This window comes from Mesorhizobium sp. M2E.F.Ca.ET.219.01.1.1, from assembly GCF_004016445.2.
GTDB lineage: Bacteria > Pseudomonadota > Alphaproteobacteria > Rhizobiales > Rhizobiaceae > Mesorhizobium.
Map to the genome: position 1 here is coordinate 350,607 of NZ_SADT02000007.1, position 20,339 is coordinate 370,945.

Annotated in this window: 20 protein-coding genes; 5 read left to right on the plus strand and 15 right to left on the minus strand. The window is 63.4% G+C overall.

Annotation, left to right across the window (positions count from 1 at the left end; translation table 11 throughout):
- Positions 1 to 3: 3 nt before the first annotated feature.
- Genes EN862_RS30160 through EN862_RS30170 form a run of 3 tightly spaced genes read right to left on the minus strand, consistent with a single transcriptional unit; the run spans position 4 to position 3,045 of the window.
- Positions 4 to 1,515, minus strand: a complete 1,512-nt coding sequence (locus EN862_RS30160) for an RnfABCDGE type electron transport complex subunit D (protein WP_127867463.1) — start codon at positions 1,513 to 1,515, stop codon at positions 4 to 6.
- Positions 1,509 to 2,234: an FAD:protein FMN transferase gene (locus tag EN862_RS30165; RefSeq protein WP_245519740.1), complete on the minus strand. Its 726-nt coding sequence runs from the start codon at positions 2,232 to 2,234 to the stop codon at positions 1,509 to 1,511. The genes EN862_RS30160 and EN862_RS30165 overlap by 7 nt, the downstream gene beginning before the upstream one ends.
- 22 nt (positions 2,235 to 2,256) lie before the next feature.
- Positions 2,257 to 3,045 carry an FMN-binding protein gene (locus EN862_RS30170; protein ID WP_127867461.1) on the minus strand — a complete coding sequence of 263 codons (789 nt, stop codon included), beginning with the start codon at positions 3,043 to 3,045 and terminating at the stop codon, positions 2,257 to 2,259.
- 254 nt (positions 3,046 to 3,299) lie between these two features.
- Between EN862_RS30170 and EN862_RS30175 the strand changes: the two genes are divergently transcribed.
- From EN862_RS30175 to EN862_RS30185, 3 genes are all read left to right on the plus strand, one after another.
- Positions 3,300 to 3,995: a VIT family protein gene (locus EN862_RS30175; protein ID WP_127867634.1), complete on the plus strand. Its 696-nt coding sequence runs from the start codon at positions 3,300 to 3,302 to the stop codon at positions 3,993 to 3,995.
- A gap of 87 nt (positions 3,996 to 4,082) precedes the next feature.
- Positions 4,083 to 4,343, plus strand: a complete 261-nt coding sequence (locus tag EN862_RS30180; RefSeq protein ID WP_127867460.1) for a DUF6455 family protein — start codon at positions 4,083 to 4,085, stop codon at positions 4,341 to 4,343.
- A gap of 166 nt (positions 4,344 to 4,509) precedes the next feature.
- Positions 4,510 to 5,055 carry a hypothetical protein gene (locus tag EN862_RS30185; protein WP_127867633.1) on the plus strand — a complete coding sequence of 182 codons (546 nt, stop codon included), beginning with the start codon at positions 4,510 to 4,512 and terminating at the stop codon, positions 5,053 to 5,055.
- Between the two features lie 27 nt (positions 5,056 to 5,082).
- Here the strand turns inward: EN862_RS30185 and EN862_RS30190 are convergent, their stop codons facing one another.
- The 10 genes from EN862_RS30190 to EN862_RS30235 all read right to left on the minus strand — a co-directional run bounded on the left by EN862_RS30190 (position 5,083) and on the right by EN862_RS30235 (position 14,867).
- Positions 5,083 to 5,781 carry a CBS domain-containing protein gene (locus tag EN862_RS30190; protein ID WP_127867459.1) on the minus strand — a complete coding sequence of 233 codons (699 nt, stop codon included), beginning with the start codon at positions 5,779 to 5,781 and terminating at the stop codon, positions 5,083 to 5,085.
- 64 nt (positions 5,782 to 5,845) lie between these two features.
- Positions 5,846 to 6,016 carry a cbb3-type cytochrome oxidase assembly protein CcoS gene (ccoS, locus tag EN862_RS30195; RefSeq protein ID WP_127867458.1) on the minus strand — a complete coding sequence of 57 codons (171 nt, stop codon included), beginning with the start codon at positions 6,014 to 6,016 and terminating at the stop codon, positions 5,846 to 5,848.
- Entirely contained in the window at positions 6,013 to 8,298 is a 2,286-nt protein-coding gene (locus EN862_RS30200; RefSeq protein ID WP_127867457.1) for a cation-translocating P-type ATPase, read from the minus strand. Before EN862_RS30200 ends, ccoS begins: the two co-directional genes overlap by 4 nt.
- A complete protein-coding gene (locus tag EN862_RS30205; RefSeq protein WP_127867456.1) occupies positions 8,295 to 8,810 on the minus strand; it encodes a FixH family protein in 516 nt (171 codons plus the stop codon). The genes EN862_RS30200 and EN862_RS30205 overlap by 4 nt, the downstream gene beginning before the upstream one ends.
- Positions 8,807 to 10,366 (minus strand): cytochrome c oxidase accessory protein CcoG, encoded by a 1,560-nt coding sequence (ccoG, locus tag EN862_RS30210; RefSeq protein ID WP_127867455.1) that lies wholly within the window; start codon positions 10,364 to 10,366, stop codon positions 8,807 to 8,809. Before ccoG ends, EN862_RS30205 begins: the two co-directional genes overlap by 4 nt.
- Positions 10,367 to 10,537: 171 nt before the next feature.
- Positions 10,538 to 11,401, minus strand: coding sequence for a cytochrome-c oxidase, cbb3-type subunit III (gene ccoP, locus EN862_RS30215; RefSeq protein ID WP_127867454.1), 864 nt, complete (start codon positions 11,399 to 11,401; stop codon positions 10,538 to 10,540).
- A gap of 2 nt (positions 11,402 to 11,403) precedes the next feature.
- Positions 11,404 to 11,553 carry a CcoQ/FixQ family Cbb3-type cytochrome c oxidase assembly chaperone gene (locus EN862_RS30220; RefSeq protein ID WP_042647191.1) on the minus strand — a complete coding sequence of 50 codons (150 nt, stop codon included), beginning with the start codon at positions 11,551 to 11,553 and terminating at the stop codon, positions 11,404 to 11,406.
- A 12-nt stretch (positions 11,554 to 11,565) separates the two neighbouring features.
- Positions 11,566 to 12,297 carry a cytochrome-c oxidase, cbb3-type subunit II gene (ccoO, locus tag EN862_RS30225; RefSeq protein WP_127867453.1) on the minus strand — a complete coding sequence of 244 codons (732 nt, stop codon included), beginning with the start codon at positions 12,295 to 12,297 and terminating at the stop codon, positions 11,566 to 11,568.
- A 10-nt stretch (positions 12,298 to 12,307) separates the two neighbouring features.
- Positions 12,308 to 13,918 (minus strand): cytochrome-c oxidase, cbb3-type subunit I, encoded by a 1,611-nt coding sequence (ccoN, locus tag EN862_RS30230; RefSeq protein WP_127867452.1) that lies wholly within the window; start codon positions 13,916 to 13,918, stop codon positions 12,308 to 12,310.
- Positions 13,919 to 14,153: 235 nt separating this feature from the next.
- Entirely contained in the window at positions 14,154 to 14,867 is a 714-nt protein-coding gene (locus EN862_RS30235; protein WP_127867632.1) for a Crp/Fnr family transcriptional regulator, read from the minus strand.
- A 107-nt stretch (positions 14,868 to 14,974) separates the two neighbouring features.
- Between EN862_RS30235 and hemN the strand changes: the two genes are divergently transcribed.
- Positions 14,975 to 16,354, plus strand: coding sequence for an oxygen-independent coproporphyrinogen III oxidase (hemN, locus tag EN862_RS30240; protein ID WP_127867451.1), 1,380 nt, complete (start codon positions 14,975 to 14,977; stop codon positions 16,352 to 16,354).
- A 19-nt stretch (positions 16,355 to 16,373) separates the two neighbouring features.
- On the opposite strand, the gene EN862_RS30245 is transcribed toward hemN, so the two are convergent.
- The gene (locus EN862_RS30245) at positions 16,374 to 16,805 is read right to left on the minus strand and encodes an ion channel (RefSeq protein WP_127867450.1); all 432 of its coding nucleotides are present in this window, start codon (positions 16,803 to 16,805) and stop codon (positions 16,374 to 16,376) included.
- Between the two features lie 215 nt (positions 16,806 to 17,020).
- Positions 17,021 to 17,467, minus strand: a complete 447-nt coding sequence (locus EN862_RS30250) for a pseudoazurin (protein WP_127867449.1) — start codon at positions 17,465 to 17,467, stop codon at positions 17,021 to 17,023.
- A gap of 482 nt (positions 17,468 to 17,949) precedes the next feature.
- Here EN862_RS30250 and EN862_RS30255 point away from each other — a divergent pair, with 482 nt between their 5' ends.
- On the plus strand, positions 17,950 to 20,331 hold the full coding sequence (locus tag EN862_RS30255) for a phosphoketolase family protein (RefSeq protein WP_127867448.1): 2,382 nt from the start codon (positions 17,950 to 17,952) through the stop codon (positions 20,329 to 20,331).
- The last annotated feature ends 8 nt before the right edge of the window (positions 20,332 to 20,339 follow it).

The window sequence follows — 20,339 nt, forward strand, 5'->3', positions numbered from 1 at the left end:
GCTCTACGCAAATCCGGGGAAGTAATCGACCTTGATCCGGGAACGCCGAACGCCCATGGCCAGCAGCTTCCCGCGCAGCGCCTTGACCATGACCTGCGGGCCGGAGATGTAGAAGGTGCGTTCAAGGTAGTCGGGCATGGTGAGGCGCACCAGACGAGCGTCGATATAACCGGGATACTGGCCGCGCTCAGCACCCTTGGCTACCGCAAGGAACGTCTTTATTCCCAGTTCGCATCTCGCCCGGCCGAGCACGTCTCGATAGGCGATGTCGTCTTGTCCCTCCGTGCCATAGAGAACGACGATGGGCCGCATCTCCTTGCGATCGATGAGATATTGCAGCATCGAACGGAACGGCGTGATGCCGATGCCGCCGGCCAGGAAAGCGATCTTGGTGTTCGGATCGGATGGAAGCGTGAAATCGCCGGCCAGTTGCGACGCGTGGATCGTGGCGCCGGGTTTCATGCCGCCCAGCGTCCGCTTGAAGGCGCTCGACTGCCGATAGAACTTGACGCCCAGCCGCACCGATTGCTCGGTAGGCGATGAGGCGACCGTGAAGTAGCGGCGGTTGCCGCGATTGTCGGAGCGCTCGAGGCCAAGTGTCCATTCAAGGTACTGGCCCGCCTGGAAGGCGAGTTTCCGTTGCGACTTGAAGATGAAGTCGTAGCTGTCGATGGCGGTTTGCTCGATGCGTTCCAAAGTCAGCACGAACCGGCCCTTCGGGCTCACGGCGTAGGCGAAGAGGTTACCCGCCAGGAGAGCAAGCTCGGGTGTGAAATAGAACGAGCCGATATGGATGTTGGGCGCGAACAGAAAGCCGACGATGGCGGCAAAGGCGATACGCGGCCAGCGTGTCGTCGGGGCCGTCAGCGGCTCGGTCAGCATGACGAAGGCGAAGAACAGCAACGGCGACGAGCTGAAGGTCTCCGCAAGCGCGGTGCCATATTGGGATGGATCGGTGGTCGCCAGTATCGTTGCCAGCGCCGCTCCCAGGAACGTGGCCACGAGATCGAGCCGGCGCAGCTTGCGCACCACAAGAGCGCCGCCCGCAAGCACCAGGGGGAAGAGCCAGATGTTGCCCCCCACCCACCATGTGGCGGGATGATCGAGCAGGAGCGCTGTCAGCGCGACGCCAAGCGCGGCCGGATTGAACAGGTGCTTCCCGCCGACGGCCAGGACGTATTTCGACGACATCGCCCAGACCGAGGCGAACGCCACGGCGCCGATGGCCTTGGTATCGGTGGGGGCAATCGGATCGAGGATGAGCGCCAGGATCAGCGCGGTGATGTAGACGGACTCGCCGTTGGCCGGAACCCCGAAGATGCGCGCAAAAACCTTGTTGGTGATCCAGCACGTGGCCAGCACCAGGGCGGTCGTGAAGGCGAGCGCCGTTGGATCATGCGGCACAAGCTTCAGGAAGCCGAAGACGAAGGCGACGATCAGCAAGACCGCGAGGTAGTAGAGCACCAGCCGGTACATTGTGAGGTGGTCGAGAAGCCGGTCGAGGGTCTTTAACATGATTGGCAGAAGGCTCCGAATCCGCTTGTCGGCGTGGCACGGCGGTTGCTGTCGATGAGATATCCTTCGAGCCCCGGCGTCTGCTCGATAAAGAGGATGCCGTCCCGACCCATCGCAAAGGCGGCGGTGGCGAAGCGGTCGGCCTCCAGCACATCCGAGCCGATGACCGTCAGGCTGACGATATCGCTGATCGGGTCATGAACCGCGCGGGGATTGTAGATATGTTGCCCGCGCGCATAGGTGCCGGAAGTGGCCACGCCATGCCCATCCGGATAGACCACCTTGACGATCTCGTCCGTGTGGAAGGGATTACGGATGCCGACGCTCCAGTCTCGGCCGCAAGCATTCCTGCCGCAGGATTGGACGTCGCCGCCCGCTTCGATGAAGAAGTCGCCGACGTCCGCCCGACGGACGATTTCGGCCGCGTTGCGGATAGCCCAGCCCTTGACGATGCCGGAAGGGTCGAGCGCGCCGTCGGGCCTGTGGATATCGAAATAGCCGGCGGTTTCCCTTCTGGTTTGCTCGGCGATCCGCATCACGTCGATCATCTGGCCGCTCCAGTCGCAGACGGGAATGTCGCCCCGGTTTATGGCGGAGATCTCGCTGTCTGGGCGGTAGGTGCTGAAACGCCGGTCGACATCGTCGAAATAGTCGAAGACCTTCCCGACAAGATCGCCGGCCGCGCCGCCGAGGTCGACGGTGATGGGCATGCCCATCATGATCCGCGTCTCGCGCATGGAACTACGATGACGCCTTTTTCAGGGCGCCGCCCAGCGATTGGATAAAGGCCTTGCTCGTCAGCGTGGCGCCCGAGATGATGTCGACATCGGCGCTTTGCGCGCTGATCGCCTCGTCGCGCAGCATGGGCAACGCCTGCCGGTTGATGCTGACTGAAGTGCGGCGGTCATTGGGATATTTCAGGACCTTGAGCGCCGTCAGGCGGCCGCCTTGGACGAGCGCCTGGATCTGGATGATGCCGTAATAGGCGTCGGCGGCGGGGCCGGTATAGACTCCGTCGGCATAGCCGTGGGCCGCGAGCTTCATGCCGGTATGAATGACGCGCGCGGTGGCTTGCGGGTATACGGGTCGCGGCTGCGGGATCGGGATATACACCGCAGGCGTCACCGCGAATGTCGGCGCATTAGGCTTGGGTGCACTCGCGGCCGGCGGCGCGGGATTTTGTTTCGGCGGCGGAGGCGCCAGCTTCGCGGCTTGCGGCGGACTGACGATGGCCGGCGCCGGCCTTGGAGCGGTTGCGATCGACGCCGTGTTGTCCGCTTTGACTTCGACCGGCCTCTGTGGGGTCGGCTCGCGCTGCGCCTCTTGGGGAATTTTGCGCTGGGACTTCGCTGGCGCCATCACCGGATCGGCCGACGCCGATGGGACGAATGGCTGCGAGGTGTCCTGCGTTGGGGCATTGGCGGCGCCATCCATGTCGACCAGGTCGTTGGCCGGTGGTGTGCCTGCCTGATCCCAGACATAGGCGCCCGACGAGGCGATCACGAAGAGCGACAAGGCGATCTGTTTCATAAGCATTGCATCCTGGCTTCAGGGCGCGCAACGGCCGGACCGTCACATGCCTTCTCACCGCAATATCTCACGAGTTAGCTGACAGCTGGCTGTCAGCGCGGCTGGTCCGCGAAAAGTGCCGCACCGGCAAATCCATGCAGCCGTTTGACTTGGATCAGGGCATTTGCTCCGATCGCGAAGCAATGAAGTTGCATTCCTGCGCTGTCGAGGTGGAGCAATACAATGGCGATGTTCAACGGTTCATCACTGCGATCATGAGCCGCCTTCACGCCGAAAATCACCTTGTGTCGCGCATTGGCTGGCTGCGGGCCGCCGTGCTCGGAGCCAATGACGGCATCGTTTCGACGGCCAGCCTGATCATCGGGGTTGCGGCCGCCAACGCCACCACGACCAGTGTCCTCGTGGCGGGTGTCGCCGGCCTTGTGGCTGGCGCCATGTCGATGGCCGCCGGCGAATATGTATCCGTCAGTTCTCAGGCCGACACCGAGAAGGCGGATCTGTCCCGTGAGCGGGAGGAACTGGCGACCCAGCCGGAATTCGAGAGACAGGAGCTTGCGCAGATCTATATCGATCGCGGCGTGGAACCTCGCCTGGCGTTGCAGGTGGCTGACCAGTTGATGGCCAAGGACGCGCTCAGCGCCCATGCCCGTGACGAGCTTGGTATCTCCGAGGCAACCGCCGCGCGACCCATACTGGCGGCGTTGGCTTCCGCCGCGGCGTTTTCAATCGGTGCGGTCATGCCTCTGGCGATGGTGCTGATTTCGCCGCCCTCGAGACTTGTTGCCGTTGTCTCGATTGCATCGTTGCTGTTCCTGGCGGTGCTGGGCGCAATCGGTGCGAGGGCCGGTGGCGCCAATGTGTGGAATGCGACGGCTCGCGTCACCTTTTGGGGAGCGCTGGCGATGGCCCTGACGGCCGGCATTGGCGCGATGTTTGGTACCACGGGCTAGTCCGGCGGGTTCACCCGGGTTGATCGAGATCAATGCCGCGCGCTGCCTGGCATGGCAATTGTTTGGCCGTCTGAGGAGTGTGCTGGCATGAGCTTTCTCGAATATCTGATGGGCGCTGACGCCCGAACCGCCTTGATGGGACGCATGATGCAGAAAATGGGCGTCGACAGGCAACTGCGAGTCGTGGCGGACCACGTCGCCGTTACCAGTCGCGCCGTGGACCGGTGCCGCTCCTGCGGCCACCAGGATGAATGCGCGGCTTGGCTCGACGAGACCGAGCATGCGGATCACCCGCCGGCCTATTGCCGCAATGGCGACTTGATCGCGCGTCTGCAATCTATCCGTTGATCGAGCAACGACGCCGCAGCCTTGATAGGTTGCCGCTGTGAGCCGCCCGGGCTACCCCAGCCGACAACAGGCGGCTTCGCCCGTGTGACGAACACAGGATGCGTTGACGGCAGTCGGCGCCGGTGAGACGTCTGCAGTCGACAGGTTCGTGCACGAGGCAGGCAGTTTGGACAATCTGCATCTTCTGGAAGCATTTCTGCTCTTTGCCGCGCCAGGGCCGACCAACGCTCTTCTGGCGGCATGCGCCGTCAAGCGGCAGAACGCCACCACGCGCCTTGCCGCGCAAGCATGCGGATACGGGATCGCGGCGACCTTCTGGCTTTCGTTGCGTTCCCTGGTGCCGCCCGCCACTGTCCAGTTGGTTCAACTGGTTGCCGCCGCGTGGCTGGTGATCCTTGGCTTTCGCCTGATGGCCAGGCGCGCCGAGGCAACCGAAAACGGCGGTGGCATTTCCATCCTGGCGACCACCGCCCTCAATCCGAAGGCGTTCATCTATTGCGTGGCCATCGTGCCGATGGACATCGAGGCGGCCGCGCTGGGCATCGCCTGGATCGCGCTGCTCGTGACCACGGCAGTGACCGGATCGATGTGGCTGCTGCTCGGCGCGCGGCTGAGCGGCGGCAAGAGGATAGCCGACACGATCGCTGGCGCGGCGCTCATTGCCTTTGCGCTGCTGTTGGTTCGCCCCCTGATACCCTTGTCCGTGATATGAGTGCGTGCGCCGGGAGCGCGACGCGCTTCAAGAGACAAGCACCACCGAGAACGGCCCGGCGCAAAAGAGCTTATCCGTGACCTTCTTGACCCCGGCAACGTTCTCGGCCGCAACGACGGCAGCCTTTCGCTGACGTTCGTCGAAGATGGCGCCGCTCAGCTCAACGTTTCCCTTGTCGACGGTGACGCCGATAAGGTCGCCGCCGCTCCAGGACTGCCCCTGCAGCTCGGCAAGAATGCTCCTGCGGATGACCTCGTCGTCGACAGTCGCGGAGCCTGACTTGGGCAGAGTGCGAAGCAGGATGCGCATCAGATCGGAGCGGCTGACGATGCCGACGATCTTGCCCGCGTCGAGGATGGGCACGTTCTTGATGTCGTGGGTCGCCATGAGTTCGACGATCTCGGCAAGCGAAGCGCCGGGCGCTGCCGAAACGACGCCGGCGGTCATAACGTCGGCCACGCGGCGGCCGCTCGAACGGACATATTCGTCGGCGAGCTTGCCTGGACCGACAAGAAGCTCCAGCCAGCGAGGCCGCGCCCGCCTGGTGCCAAGTTCGCCTCGGCGCAGGAAATCGCCTTCGCTGATGACGCCAGCCAGCGATCCATCGTCTCCCACGACCGGCAGGCAGCGAATGTTCCTGGTCAGCATCAGATCGGCCGCTTCGGCGACCGAGGCAGAGGTGGCGATTGTGACCACCGGCGTCGTCATGATGTCCCGAGCCTGCATCGAAATCTCCCGCTTTCGTTAACCGCATTCTCGGACGTCGGGAGCAACGCCGCCTTGATCTACGTCAGTTTGATCGCCGGCCGTCGCCCTCTCGCTGATCAGGTTCGATCAATATCCGCTCGGCGGCTCCATCGAGATCCTCATACTGGCCGCTGCGCAAAGCCCACAGGAAGCCGGACAGACCGAGCGCGCCGAGGAACAGGGCAACGGGAATGAGATAGACGAGCGTGGTCATGGGTGCGCCGCTTCGATGACGTCGGTGCGGCGCCTGGCGGGAGCGGCTTCAGGGCCTGCTTTCGTCGTCGTCTGAAGCCGCATCGCATTTGCGATCACGATAAGCGAGGAAGCGCTCATCGCGATCGCCGCGATCAGCGGCGTCACATGTCCGAGGATGGCGATCGGCACGGCGAATGCATTGTAGACGATCGCGATTGCGATGTTCTGGCGGATGAGCCGGCCGGCCTTGCGTGAGACATCCAGGGCGAGCGGCACGGCCAGCAGGCTCTCGCGCAGGAAGACGAAATCCGCGGCCTGGCGACCGATATCGGCCGCGGTCGCCGGAGCCATCGAGACATGCGCGGCGCCGAGCGCCGGCGTGTCGTTGAGGCCGTCGCCCACCATCAGCACCTTGTGGCCGGCGCGGGCCAACGCCTCGATCCTCTCGACCTTGCCCGAGGGCAGCAGGGCCGGCACGAAATTCGCGATGCCCAAGGTTCCCGCCGCCTCGCCGCAGGCGCGCGCGGTGTCGCCGGAAAGCATCTCGACCGAGATGCCGGCGTCCTTCAGCCGTTCCACCGCCGCCTTGGCATCGGCGCGCGCGGCATCCTCGAAGGCGAAGCACGCGACGATCCTGCCATTCTTCGCGAGGACCGTGCCACCAAGGCCGCCATATCGCCCCTCGCCGCCGGTACGAGCCTTCCATCCGGCCCAGCCGCGCCGGCCTAGGCGCCAGATGTCCCCGCCGGCGGACGCTTCGATGCCGAAGCCGGGCTCCTCCTGCACGCGGTCGAATGGGGTTCGACCGCGAACGCTGCCATAGGGCGCCAGCGCCTTTGAGAACGGGTGCCGGGAATGCGCCGCCAGGTCGGCCGCGACCGCCAGCATGGCCGGATCGATCGATGCCGCGTTGACGAGCATGGGCAGCCCCAGCGTGAGCGTCCCGGTTTTGTCGAACACAGCCGCGTCGATCGCCGCGAGACGCTCCATCGCCGAACCATCCTTGACCATGACGCCGGCCTCGAACAGGTGCCGGGCCGCCACCACCTGGACGATCGGAACCGCGAGGCCGAGCGCGCACGGGCAGGTGATGATCAGCACGGCGATGGCGATGGTCATGGCGCGGTGCCAATCGCCGGACGCAACCATCCAGCCGAGGAAGGTGGCAAAGGCCGCTAGATGGACCACGGGCGCGTAGAGCGCCGATACGCGGTCGGCGATCCGCCTGTAGCGCGAGCGGCCACCCTCGGCGGCTTCCATCAGCCGGACCATTTCCGCCAGGAAGGAATCCTTCGCCGCGGCGGTTGCCTGCATCGTCAGCGGACCTGTCAGGTTCAGCGTGCCGGCCTGGACGTGCGTGCCGGCACTCACGGCTTTCGGCGCGCTCTCGCCGGAGACGATCGAGCAATCGAGGTCGGAATTCCCGCTGACGATATCGCCGTCGACCGGTATCCGCTCTCCGGCGGCAATGAGGAGGCGCATTCCCGGCGCGAGTTCGGCGACGGGCACGTATTCGCGTATTCCGTCGTTGCGCAGGACCACGGCCCCTCGCGCGGCAAGCCGCGACAGGCCATTGACCGCGGTTCGCGCCCGCTCGCGCATCACGTGATCCAGCGTGCGCCCGATCAGCAGGAAGAAAAGCAGCGACACCGAGGCGTCGAAATAGGCGTGCTCGCCGTGATTGATGGTCTCGTAGAGGCTCATCGCGTAGGCGAGCGAAACGCCCACCGCGATCGGCACGTCCATGTTCATGCGGCCATGGCGCAGCGCGTTCGCAGCGGAGCGGAAGTAGATACCGCCGGCGAAGGCGAGCGCCGGGATGGCGATCAGCGCGGACAGCCAATGAAACAGATCGCGTGTCGGGCCTTCCGCGCCGGACCAGACCGACACCGAGAGCAGCATGATATTGCCGGCCGCGAAGCCCGCCACGGCGACGGCGCGGATCAGCTCCGAGAGCGTCCTGTCCTTCTCGTGAATTTCCGGGTCAAACAGGTGCGCCTGATAGCCGAGCCGGCCGAGCACGGCAAAGAATGGCGGGACGATGTCCCCGCGCCAGCGGACCGACACACGCTTCGTCGACAGGTTGACGCGAGCAGACTCGACGTTCTCGACGGTGCCGAGCGCCGACTCGATCGCCTGGATGCAAGCCCCGCAGTGAACCGTCGGCACCGACAGGTCGGTCTGGTGGATGTCGCCGTCCAGGGAACGGCTGGCCAGCTTGATCTCCTCGCTCGACGGCGATGCGGACGCCGCGCCGGTGACCTCCAACGCCATTTCAGCCCCCGGCGCGCAGCAGCTCATTGCAGGGCTCCATTCGAGATCATGACGCGGCGGACATCGCGGAACGGCGACGTCAGCCCGGCATCCGCATCGATCTCCACGATCCAGACGCCATTCCTGGGCGTGTGCCGCACGGCAAACGCGTCCGCGTTTCCGGGAGTGCCGCCGGGCACCGCGGCAAGTGTCAGGGCTTCGTCCTCGGCCTCGTAGGCCGGGTGGCGGAACAGCACCTTGACGCCGCGCAGCGGCACCGGTTTGCCCTGGCTGTCGACAAGGCTGTAACGGACCTCGCCGGAAGCGACGGTCAGCCTGCCTGTCCAGCCCAGCGCCGCCTGCGCCCTTCCTTTCCTCGCTTCTTCGTTGAACTGCTGGCTTGCGACATAGGTGTTCTCGACGACAAGACCGGTCCAGCTCTTCTGGGCGAGCGTGGCCATGGTGACGTTGACCCCGATCACCACCGCGAAGAACGCCAGAATGGAGACCAGCATGTGCTTGCCGGTGAACTCGCGCGGCTTCCGCATTTCGGCGCTCATCTGCTGTTCTCCGGGGCGTTAAAGGTGGCGGTGTATTCGGCGGTTTCGGAACTTGCCGTGTCGTCGATGCGGAATTCGAAGCTCTGTGCCGGCTTCCTGATCTGCTCGACCGGTTGCCGCACGAAGACCTTCAGCATCTTCAGCCGGTCGGGTTCGACCGGGATGGAGAATGAGCGGCTTGCGGGCTGGTCGATGCCGACGATGCTCATCTCACCGCCGTCGAGATCGTGCAGCGAGATCTCGACCGTCCTCGGCTCGGGTATCATGTTGAGCAGCTTGACTGTGTAGCCGTTCCGGATCGAGCCATCCGAGAGCGTCACGAACTGCGGATTGCGATCATGCAGGACATTCAGCTCCAGCCGTTCGCGCGTCAGCAGCGAATAGACGAGCACCAGGCCGATCGCCGACCACACACCGAGATAGATGTAGGTGCGCAACCGGAAGATCTTGCCCAGATGGAAATGTGCCAGGCCGTCGGCGAAGCTGCCGCTCGGCGTCCTCACCAGCGCCGGGTTGACCGGGCCGGTGCCCCCGGATGTGGCCATCGCCATGTTGGCGTTGTAGTCCGCCAGCGTTGCGTAGGAGATCAGCCCGCGTTCCCGGCCGAGCTTGTCCATGATGCTGTCGCAGGCGTCGATGCACAGCGCGCAGGTGATGCATTCCAGCTGCTGGCCGTCGCGGATGTCGATTCCCATGGGGCACACGGCGACACAGGCGTTGCAGTCGACGCAGTCGCCGACCGATTGCCCGGCCGCCGAGGCCTTCTTGGCGTGGCGCGATCGCGGCTCGCCGCGCCAGTCGTTATACGTCACTGTCAGCGAGTTTTCGTCCAGCATGGCCGCTTGGATGCGCGGCCACGGGCACATATAGGTGCAGACCTGCTCGCGCATCAGCCCGCCTAACACATAGGTGGTGCCGGTGAGCACCGCGATCGTGGCATAGGCGATGGGCGCCGCCGTGCCGGTGACGACTTCGCTGAGCAGCTTCGGCGCATCGGCGAAGTAGAAAATCCAGGCGCCGCCCGTGGCCACTGCGATGACAAGCCAGATGGCGTGCTTGGATACGCGCAGGAAGAGCTTCCGGGCGCTCCAGGGAGCGGCATCCAGCTTCATGCGGGCATTGCGATCGCCTTCGATCGCCCGTTCCACCACAAGGAACAGGTCGACCCAGACGGTCTGCGGGCAGGTATAGCCGCACCAGGCTCGCCCGACCGTCGATGTGATCAGGAAAAGACCGACGCCCGCCATCATCAAAAGGCCGGCGACATAGTAGAATTCCTGCGGCCAGATCTCGATGAAGAAGAAGTAGAAACGGCGGTTCGCCAGGTCGATGAGAACGGCCTGGTCGGGAGCGAAGGGCCCGCGATCCCAGCGCAGCCAGGGGGTCAGGTAATAGATGCCGAGCGTGATCGCCATCACCAGCCATTTGAACTGGCGGAAACGGCCGGAGGCGCGCTTCGGAAAGATCTTCTTGCGCGCGGCGTAGAGCGGCTGTCGCGTCTTCGCGGAGTTGACCGCTTCGGCCTCGAGCCGTTCTACCTGCGACTGATCCAGCACGACGATCTCCAATCACGGCGAAATGACGCCCCCTTCTTTCCGGCAATCTCGCAATCGCGCGGGCGCGTCGCGTTGATGCAGGTCAAATTGAGTTATCAAAAAGCAAGTCGAGGCCCGGCATGGCCGGGCCTCGTCGCTTGAACGGCTGAGGGCCGAGAATAGGCCCCGTTCCTATTCTCCGCCGCCAAGCGAATGGACATAGACAGCCAGTTCCTTGACCGTCGTCTCGCCGAGGCGGCCGACCCAGGCAGGCATCACCCCGTTCTTCGGGGCTCGCACCTGGGCAGCAATCGCGGCCTCGCCGGAGCCGTGGAGCCAGATGGCATCCGTCAGATTGGGTGCTCCGAGGTCGCGGTTGCCCTTCGCGTTCTCGCCATGGCAGGCGGCGCAATTGTCAGCGAAAACCTTGGCGCCGGGCTCGATCAGGCTTTTGTCCTGCACCGGTCCGGAAAGGCTCGCCACATAGGCGCTGACCTGAGCGATCTGTTCCGGCTTGAGCACGTCGGCAAAAGCGGTCATCTCCGACTGACGTGTATCGGCGTCCGCCGCGAAGCGGATGCCATGCGTGATCGTCTGCTGGATCTGCTCCGCCTTGCCGCCCCAGAGCCAATCGTCATCGTTGAGGTTCGGAAAACCTGCCGATCCTTGCGCGCCCGAGCCGTGGCACTGCACGCAATTGACCTTGAATGCGGCGCCGCCGGCGGCGACGGCGAACTCGCGCAACGTGTCGTCAGCGGCGATTTCCGAAACGGTCTTGGACTGTATCGCCGTGACGTATTTGGCCTTGGCGGCGTCAGCCGCGGCCATCTCGTTCTTGACGTCGTTTCGGCTGGAGAAGCCCAGGACGCCCCTGGTGGCGGAACTCAGCATCGGCCAGGCGGGATAGGCAATCGTGTAAGCGAGCGCCCAGGCCACGGTGATGTAGAAGGTGATCACCCACCAGCGCGGCAGAGGATTGTTGAGCTCCTTGATACCGTCCCATTCATGGCCGGTCGTCGTGATGCCCGAGATTTCATCGATATGCTCGTTGCTCATGATCAATCGTCCTGGAGAGGAATTTTAGCGGCGTCGTCGGCATGCTTTCTGCCACCCGGACGCAGCGCGAAGACAATGCAGCCGACAAAGAACAAAGCCATGGCAAGCAGGCCCCAACTGTCGGCGAACTCCCGCATCAAGTTGTATTCCATCGGTTGCCCTCCTCAGCGGTAGCCGGCTGCTTCGTCGTAGTTCTTGAAATCGACCAGCGTGCCGAGCATCTGGAGATAGGCTACGAGAGCATCCATCTCGGTGACCTGCTGCGGGTTGCCGTCGAAGTCGCCGATCTTGGCCTTGGGGTAGCGTTTCTCCAGGCCGGCCGTGTCGGCATTGGGATCGGCCTGCGCCATCAGGTCGGCGTTGGCATTGGCGACCATGTCGTCGGAGTAGGGCACCCCGACGCGCCTGTTCGCAGTGAGATGCGTCGAGAAATCCTTCACCTCGATCGGCGTGTCTTTCAAGAAGGCGTAGTTCGGCATGACCGATTCCGGCACCACGGAGCGCGGGTCGGCAAGATGCTGAACTTGCCAGCTGTTGGAGTAACGATCGCCGACGCGGGCAAGATCCGGTCCGGTTCGCTTGGATCCCCACTGGAACGGGTGGTCGTACATCGACTCGGCCGCCAGGCTGTAATGGCCGTAGCGCTCCACCTCGTCGCGGAACGGCCGGATCATCTGGCTGTGGCAGAGGTAGCATCCCTCCCGCACATAGATGTTGCGTCCGGCGAGCTCCAGCGGGGTGTAGGGCCGCATGCCCTCGACCTTCTCGATCGTGTTGTCGAGATAGAAGAGCGGCGCGATCTCGACGATGCCGCCAACGGTCACGACCAGCAGGGATCCGACGAGAAGAAGCGTCGCGTTCTTCTCGATCAGCGCGTGTTTGTCTATCAGGCCCATGTCTGGCTCCTTATTCGGCAGGCTGGAGGGCGGGGGCGGAACCCGGCAAAGGCTGTTCTTTGCGCTGGTAGCCACGAATGGTCATGGTGACGTTCCAGGCCATGATCAGCATGCCGGCCAGGTACATGGCGCCGCCCGCGGCGCGCATGACATAGTAGGGATGCATGGCGGCGACCGTCTCGGCGAAGGAATAGACGAGGAACCCCTGCTCGTCGTATTCGCGCCACATGAGCCCTTGCATGATGCCCGAGACCCACATCACCGCCGCGTAGACAACGATGCCGAGCGTCGCCAGCCAGAAGTGCCAGGTGACGAGGCGCATCGAATAGAGCCGCTCGCGGTTCCAGAGCTTGGGCACCATGTAGTAGATCGCGCCGAAGCTGATCAGGCCGACCCAGCCGAGCGCGCCCGAATGGACGTGGCCGATCGTCCAATCCGTATAGTGCGACAGCGAGTTGACCGTCTTGATCGACATCATCGGCCCTTCGAAGGTCGACATGCCGTAGAAGGCGATGGCCGCCACCATCATGCGGACGATCGGGTCGGTGCGGATCTTGTCCCAGGCGCCGGAGAGGGTCATGAGGCCGTTAATCATGCCGCCCCAGGAAGGCATCCACAGCATGATCGAGAACACCATGCCGAGCGTCTGCGCCCAGTCGGGCAGGGCGGTGTAGTGGAGGTGGTGCGGCCCGGCCCAGATATAGAGGAAGATCAGCGCCCAGAAGTGGATGATCGACAGCCGGTAGGAATAGACCGGGCGGTTCACCTGCTTGGGCACGAAGTAATACATCATGCCGAGGAAGCCCGCCGTCAGGAAGAACCCGACCGCGTTATGGCCGTACCACCACTGCGTCAGCGCGTCCTGAACACCTGAGAATGCCGAGTAGCTCTTCGAGCCGAGGAACGAGACCGGCATCGACAGGTTGTTGACGACATGCAGCATCGCGATGGTGATGATGAAGGACAGGTAGAACCAGTTGGCGACGTAGATATGCGGTTCCTTGCGCTTCAGAATGGTGCCGAGGAAAAGGATCAGGTACGCGACCCAGACGACTGTCAGCCAGAGGTCGACATACCATTCCGGCTCGGCATATTCGCGGCCTTCGGTGATGCCCAGCAGATAGCCGGTCGCGGCCATGACGATGAACAGCTGGTAGCCCCAGAAGACGAACCAGGCGAGATTGCCGCCAAACAGCCTCGCGCGGGACGTGCGCTGCACGACATACATGGATGTGCAGAGAAGGGCGTTGCCGCCAAAGGCGAAGATCACACCGGAGGTATGAAGGGGCCGCAGCCGGCCGAAATTGAACCAAGGCCCGATGTTAAGCTGAGGGTACGCAAGCTCCAGCGCGATGACCAAGCCGACCAGCATGCCGACGACGCCCCAGAACACCGTTGCAATGGCGCCGTAGCGGATCGGACCATCCATATAGGCGGATGGGTCGACAGGCGCCGCGAGCTTGAAATCCGTCTTGCGCAGCAGGATCGCAGTGAAGCAAGCCACGGCGAAAAACAAAACCCACATGTGCTGGCGAAAAGGTTCATCCACCCCGAAGCCGGCGGCTACGAGGGCGCCAAAGGCAAACAGGCTTAGAAGGACGATCTCCGTGCCAAATCTCATCGCAAGTCCCCGATCTCGTCTCGAAAATTCCAGCGGAAAAACCCGCCCGAGGCACCTTTTCGAGATTTCCCGGCCCGGTGGCCTTGATCCAGGTCAAACGCGGACTGCTTTTATTTGGAGGGTGTCGGCGCCGAGCGCTGGGATCTGATCCCGCTCCAGGCAAGGGACGACCTGCAAGACCGAACCTTGACCTTGCTGAGGTCCAGCCAAGCGAGGTTTGCAGCATCTTCGCTGCTCAGTCCCCGCAGCGTTCCTCGATCTGAGCCATGCTTGCGAGGCTGATCTGCCGCTTGTTTACGATCCGGATCGTGCCGTCGGACCGCAATCTGGACAATTCCCGGCTGACCGTCTCGATGGTCAGCCCAAGAAAATCGGCGATATCGGTGCGTGTCAGCGGCAGGTCGAAGCTTATCGGGCTTGCCGGATGGTGTGCGGGATCGGTGTTTCTGGCGACCATGAGGAGGAAGCTTGCGAGCTTCTCCGACGCGGTCTTGCGCCCCAGCGCCGCCATCCAGTCGCGTGCTTCATCAAGCTCGTTCAGCGTATGTTTCAGCAGCAGACGTCCAAGCTCCGGCATCTCGTTTGCCATCCGGTCGATGATCACCTTGGGAAACGAGCACAGTGCCACATTCGTCAAGGCTTCTGCCCTGATCGGCTTTTTTGCCTCGAACGGTCGGCCCAGGAAATCGGGCGCGAAATGGAACCCGACAATCTGCTGACGACCATCCGAGAGATTTCTCGTGAGCTTGACCACGCCGGACAGAAGGTTGGAGTAGGTTCCGTCGTCGGGCAGTTCCGTGCCTGCCGGAACCTCATGCCTGGACGAGGCTTTGGCCAACTCGGCGAGTTGGCGGGCGTTGAAGGCGCCGCATAATCCATCCTGCCGCGCTTCGCAGGATTTGCAAATTGCGGGGACGTCGGCCTGTTGAACATCCTGTCTGGCGGTCATTGCGACGCCCGTGGTCAAATAGGAGCGGCAATCTGCCCGGGTTTTGACCTGAGTCGCCTTGATCGAGATCAAGGTTTTGCCGGCGTCGTTCGGGCAGTTTGATCGTCATGACCCCGCCCGCCGCCTCCATCGATCCGCCGCGCCCAGCTCAGACCGTGAGCCCTGGCGACAACGTGCCGCGTTACACGAGCTATCCCACGGCGCCGCATTTTCATCCGGGCGTTGACGCGGTCACGGTTCGCGGGTGGATGGACGCGCTCGAAGGCGATGACGAGATATCGCTGTATCTCCATATTCCCTATTGCGACCGGCTGTGCTGGTTCTGCGCCTGCCACACCAAGCAGACACGCCACTATGCACCCGTGGCCACCTTCCTGCGCTCGCTCCACCAGGAGATTGAAACGGTCGGCGGCCTTGTGAGCGGCCGTGGCAGGGTCCGCGCCGTTCATTTCGGTGGCGGCTCCCCGACAATGCTGAAGCCCGACGACATCCTCACGCTCGGAAAGGCGTTGCGGGATCAATTCGACTTCCTCGACGATGCCAGCCTCAGTATCGAGATCGACCCCAACGATATGGATGAGGGTCGGCTGGATGCGTTTGCCGCGATCGGCATGACAAGGGCGAGTCTCGGTGTCCAGGATTTCGATCCCAAGGTGCAGAAGGCGATCAATCGCGAGCAGAGTTTCGCGCTGACCAAGAGCATCGTCGATGCGGTGCGGGCGCGGGGCGTCACATCCGTCAACCTGGACCTGCTCTACGGCCTGCCGCATCAGACCGGCAAGAGCGTCGCGGCGACCGTTGCCCAGGCGCTGACATTGGCGCCGGACAGGCTTGCGCTGTTCGGCTACGCGCATGTGCCGTGGTTCAAGAAGCATCAGACGATGATCGACGAAGCCTGGCTGCCCGACTCCGTCGCGCGCCTGGCGCAGTCGCGGCTTGCCGCGCAGCTGATTGTCGATGCCGGCTACGAGGCATTGGGATTGGACCATTTCGCAAAGCCGGGCGACACGCTGGCGGTTGCCGCCCGCGCTGGCAAGATCCGGCGCAATTTCCAGGGCTACACCGAGGACCAGTGCGAAACCCTGATCGGTCTCGGCCCTTCGTCGATCAGCCGGTATCGCCAGGGTCATGCACAAAACATCGTTGCGACTGGCGAATACCAGAAAGCCGTGGATTCGGGAGAGCTGGCGATAGCCCGCGGCATAGAATTCAGCGTCGAAGATGAGGCGCGCGGCTGGGTCATCGAGCGCCTGATGTGCAGCTTCGCCTTCTCGGCGGTAGAGCTTGTCGAACGCTTTGGACATGTCGGCCAAAGGCTGCTTTGCGAAGCGAGCCGACTGGCCATCAGCGGCGCGGGCCAGCTTCTTCGGCTGGAAGGCGACAACTTCGTCGTGCCGCCTGCGAGCCGTCCGCTCGTCCGCACGGTGGCGGCGAAATTCGACAAATACCTCAGCAATGGAACCGGCAGGCATTCGGTAGCAGTTTGAATGGGCTTGAGGCCGCGGGTCAGAAATGCTCGCCCACCCTGAACGGCCCGACACGGGTGCCGGCCGCGATCAGATAGGCGGTCGACCAGCCGATCAGCAGAAAGCCGTTGATCCCTTCCAGGGCCGCCAGCACGCGCCAGCCATGAGCCGGCACGACATCGCCATATCCGACCGTCGAGAAGGTGATGGTCGAGAAGTAGAGCGCGGTCTCGAAATCGCTGAAGATTCCGAGCAGCCGGTAGATCCCGGCCCATAGCCAGACTTCCGCCGTCATAACCGCAAAAAGTCCCATCACGACCGTGATCATGGCGATGATCCGGCTGCGCCTCCCGTGCATCCGGAACAGCGCAACGAGTCGGGACATCACGTAAGTGATCGCGATAAGGCCGAAAGTGTGGATCAGGACCGTCAGGCTGATGACGATCGTGCCGACGAAAAGATTGAGGATCATTCGAAGACACTACGGCCCGAAGCACCCTGTTCCTTGCGCCAGATCAAACCTCCCGGTCAGGCTGTCCGTGAGACGCGCTTACTGGCCGCTCGTGGGCGCTTGCAGCGACGTGCCCAGTTTCAAGACGAAAATGGCCGGGTCAGACCTCTCCCAAGGTCCGCCCGGCCTGTGCTTCCGGCCCGCCATTGCCGGAAGCAGCCCCCCATTCTGTCGGATCAGTTCGAAGCGGTTTTGGTCGCCTCGGCGAATAGTTCGGCAAAGACGGGCTTTGCCTTGCCGACCTGCTTGACGGCTTCCGCCGCCGCCAGGTTGACCGGCTTGCCGACGACGATCAGCGCCACCATGCCCATGCCGTAGTGGGGAGCGCATCTCACGCCATAGACACCTTCCTTGGTGAGGGTGACCGTGATCTCCTCGCTCGGCTTGCCCTTGAAGGGCTCGGCGCCGTCCGGGAGCATTCCATTGATGATCTCGGCATTGTGGGTCTTGTCGGTCGGCACGAACTTGATCGTGTCGCCGGGCGCAGCCCGCACGAAGTTGGGCTGGAAGACCATCGCGCCCTTGTCACCCTTGTTCAGCATCTGGACGACATGTTCTTCGGCATTTGCAGCGCCTGCAATTGAAAGCAACGCGATCGCCGCGGCAATGAGGGGCAGTTTCATCGGAATAGTCCTTTCTTTGGTTCACCACGGCATCGACCGTTGCGCCCTTCTAGTTCGTCGGACGCCTCGGCGATTTGCGCTGGCGCAAATTGCAGGAGGAAAAGATCGACCGATGGACGGCGAACCGCAGGGGATGATGCGGATCGGTTCAGCTGCCGGTGGCAGGTCCTCCGGGACCAAGTCCTGTTGGGGCATGGGCGCGTTGCGCTTTTGAAGTCGGGAAGGCCGTTGGCAGGTCTTGATCGACCGTCGATTGCCGGCCTGTCCATTTCCGAGGGGATCGCTGAAGCCGCAGCTCCACCTCGCGTTCCGGTGTTTCCCTCATCCTGCCTCGCCATTTTGCGATGGATCAAAGCCCGCCGGCTCCTTGCCGGATAGATGGATAGCGCGCCCGGTCGTGACATGGACCGGTCATGAACCGGTGGCAGCCTTGACGCGTTGTGCTTCATCCGGATCGGTTCAACCCAGCGAAGGAGTCGGAAATGACCGAGCATCCCAGCACCAATCGCTTGTCCGCGCAGGAACTGCAAGACATCGATGCCTACTGGCGTGCCGCCAACTACCTGACCATCGGGCAGATCTACCTGCTCGACAATCCGCTGCTTCGCGAACCCCTTCGGCTGGAGCATGTCAAGCCAAGGCTGCTCGGCCACTGGGGGACCTCGCCGGGTCTCAGCTTCATCTATGCGCATCTCAACCGCGCCATCAGGCAGCGCGATGCCAATGTCATCTATGTCTGCGGTCCCGGCCATGGCGGGCCGGCGATGGTGGCGAACACCTATCTCGAGGGCACCTACAGCGAGACCAATCCGGACATCGCGCTGGGCGAGGCCGGAATGAAGAAGCTCTTCCGCCAGTTCTCGTTTCCTGGCGGCATCCCGAGCCATGCGGCGCCTGATGTGCCCGGCTCGATCCATGAAGGCGGGGAGCTTGGCTACGCGCTCTCGCACGCTTATGGCGCGGCCTTCGACAACCCGGACCTTGTCGTCGCCTGCGTCGTTGGCGACGGTGAGGCGGAAACCGGGCCGCTCGCCACCTCCTGGCATTCCAACAAGTTCCTCAACCCGGCGCTTGACGGCGCGGTGCTGCCGATCCTCCACCTCAACGGCTACAAGATCGCCAATCCTACCATTCTGGCTCGCATCCCCGAGGAAGAGCTGCGTGCGCTGTTCATCGGCTACGGTTACGAGCCGCTGTTCGTCGAAGGTGACGATCCAGCGTTGATGCATGAGCGGATGGCGGTCGTGCTCGACGATGCCCTGGACCGCATCAAGGCGATCCAGGATGCGGCCCGCAGCGGCGCGAAGACCGCGCAGCCGCGGCCGAAATGGCCGATGATCGTGCTGCGAAGCCCGAAGGGCTGGACCGGTCCCAAGGAGGTCGACGGGCTCAAGACCGAGGGATTCTGGCGCGCCCACCAGGTCCCGCTCTCCGGCCTCGCCGAAAACCCCGAGCATCTGAGGATGCTCGAGGAGTGGATGAGAAGCTACCGGCCCGAAGAGCTTTTCGATGCCGCCGGCGCGCCCGTGGCCGCGATCCGCGCCACCGCGCCGCAAGGCGACAGGCGCATGAGCGCCAATCCGCATGCCAATGGCGGTCTGTTACGGCGGTCTCTCGAGCTCCCAGGCCTGGATGAGCATGCCGTCCAGGTCGATCGGCCCGGCGGCGTCAAGGCAGAGTCGACCCGTGTCATGGGCCGCTTCCTGCGCGACGTCATGACGTTGAACAGGGCTGCCAGGAACTTCCGCATCGTCGGGCCCGACGAGACGGCCTCGAACCGGTGGCAGGATGTCTTCGAGGTCACGGAGCGCGCCTGGATGGAAAAGATCCTTCCCGAGGATGTCCATCTGGCGCGGGAGGGCAGGGTTATGGAGATTCTATCCGAGCATACGTGCCAGGGTTGGCTGGAAGGTTACCTGCTGACCGGGCGCCACGGCTTCTTCTCCTGCTACGAGGCCTTCACGCACATAGTCGATTCCATGTTCAACCAGCATGCGAAATGGCTGGACGCCTGCCGCAAGCTCGCCTGGCGGCGGCCGATCGCTTCGCTGAACTATCTGTTGTCCAGCCATGTCTGGCAGCAGGAGCACAATGGCTTCAGCCATCAGGATCCAGGCTTCATCGACGTGGCGCTGAACAAGAAGGCGGATGTCGTGCGCGTCTACCTGCCGGCGGACGCCAACAGCCTGCTTTGCGTGACCAACCATGTGCTTAAGACATGGAACCGCATCAATGTCATCGTCGCCGGCAAGGCAAATTCCTGGCAGTGGCTGTCCATTGACGAGGCGAAAGTCCACTGCGGCGCCGGCATCGGCATATGGCAATGGGCATCGACCGACGGCGGGGCCGAGCCGGATGTGGTGATGGCCTGCGCCGGCGACGTGCCGACGCTCGAAACGCTGGCCGCCGTTCAGATCTTGAGGCGCCACATTCCCAACCTCAAGGTCCGTGTGGTGAACATTGTCGATCTGATGACGCTGCAGCCGAAGGAACATCACCCGCACGGGCTGTCGGACCGCGAGTTCGACGCGTTGTTCACCAGGGATAAGCCTGTCATCTTCGCCTATCACGGCTATCCGTGGACCATCCACCGCCTCACCTACCGGCGGACCAATCACGACAACATCCATGTGCGCGGCTACAATGAGGAAGGGACGACGACGACGCCGTTCGATATGACCGTGCTGAACGGGCTCGACCGCTATCATCTTGTGCTGAGCGTGCTCGACCGCATTCCCGAGCCGGCCGGCGCGCACATCCAGCTGAGGCAGGCCATGGAAGGCAAGCTGATCGAGCACGGAGCCTATATCCGCAAGCACGGGCAGGACATGCCCGAGATACTCGGCTGGAAGTGGGAGCGGTAGTCGATGAC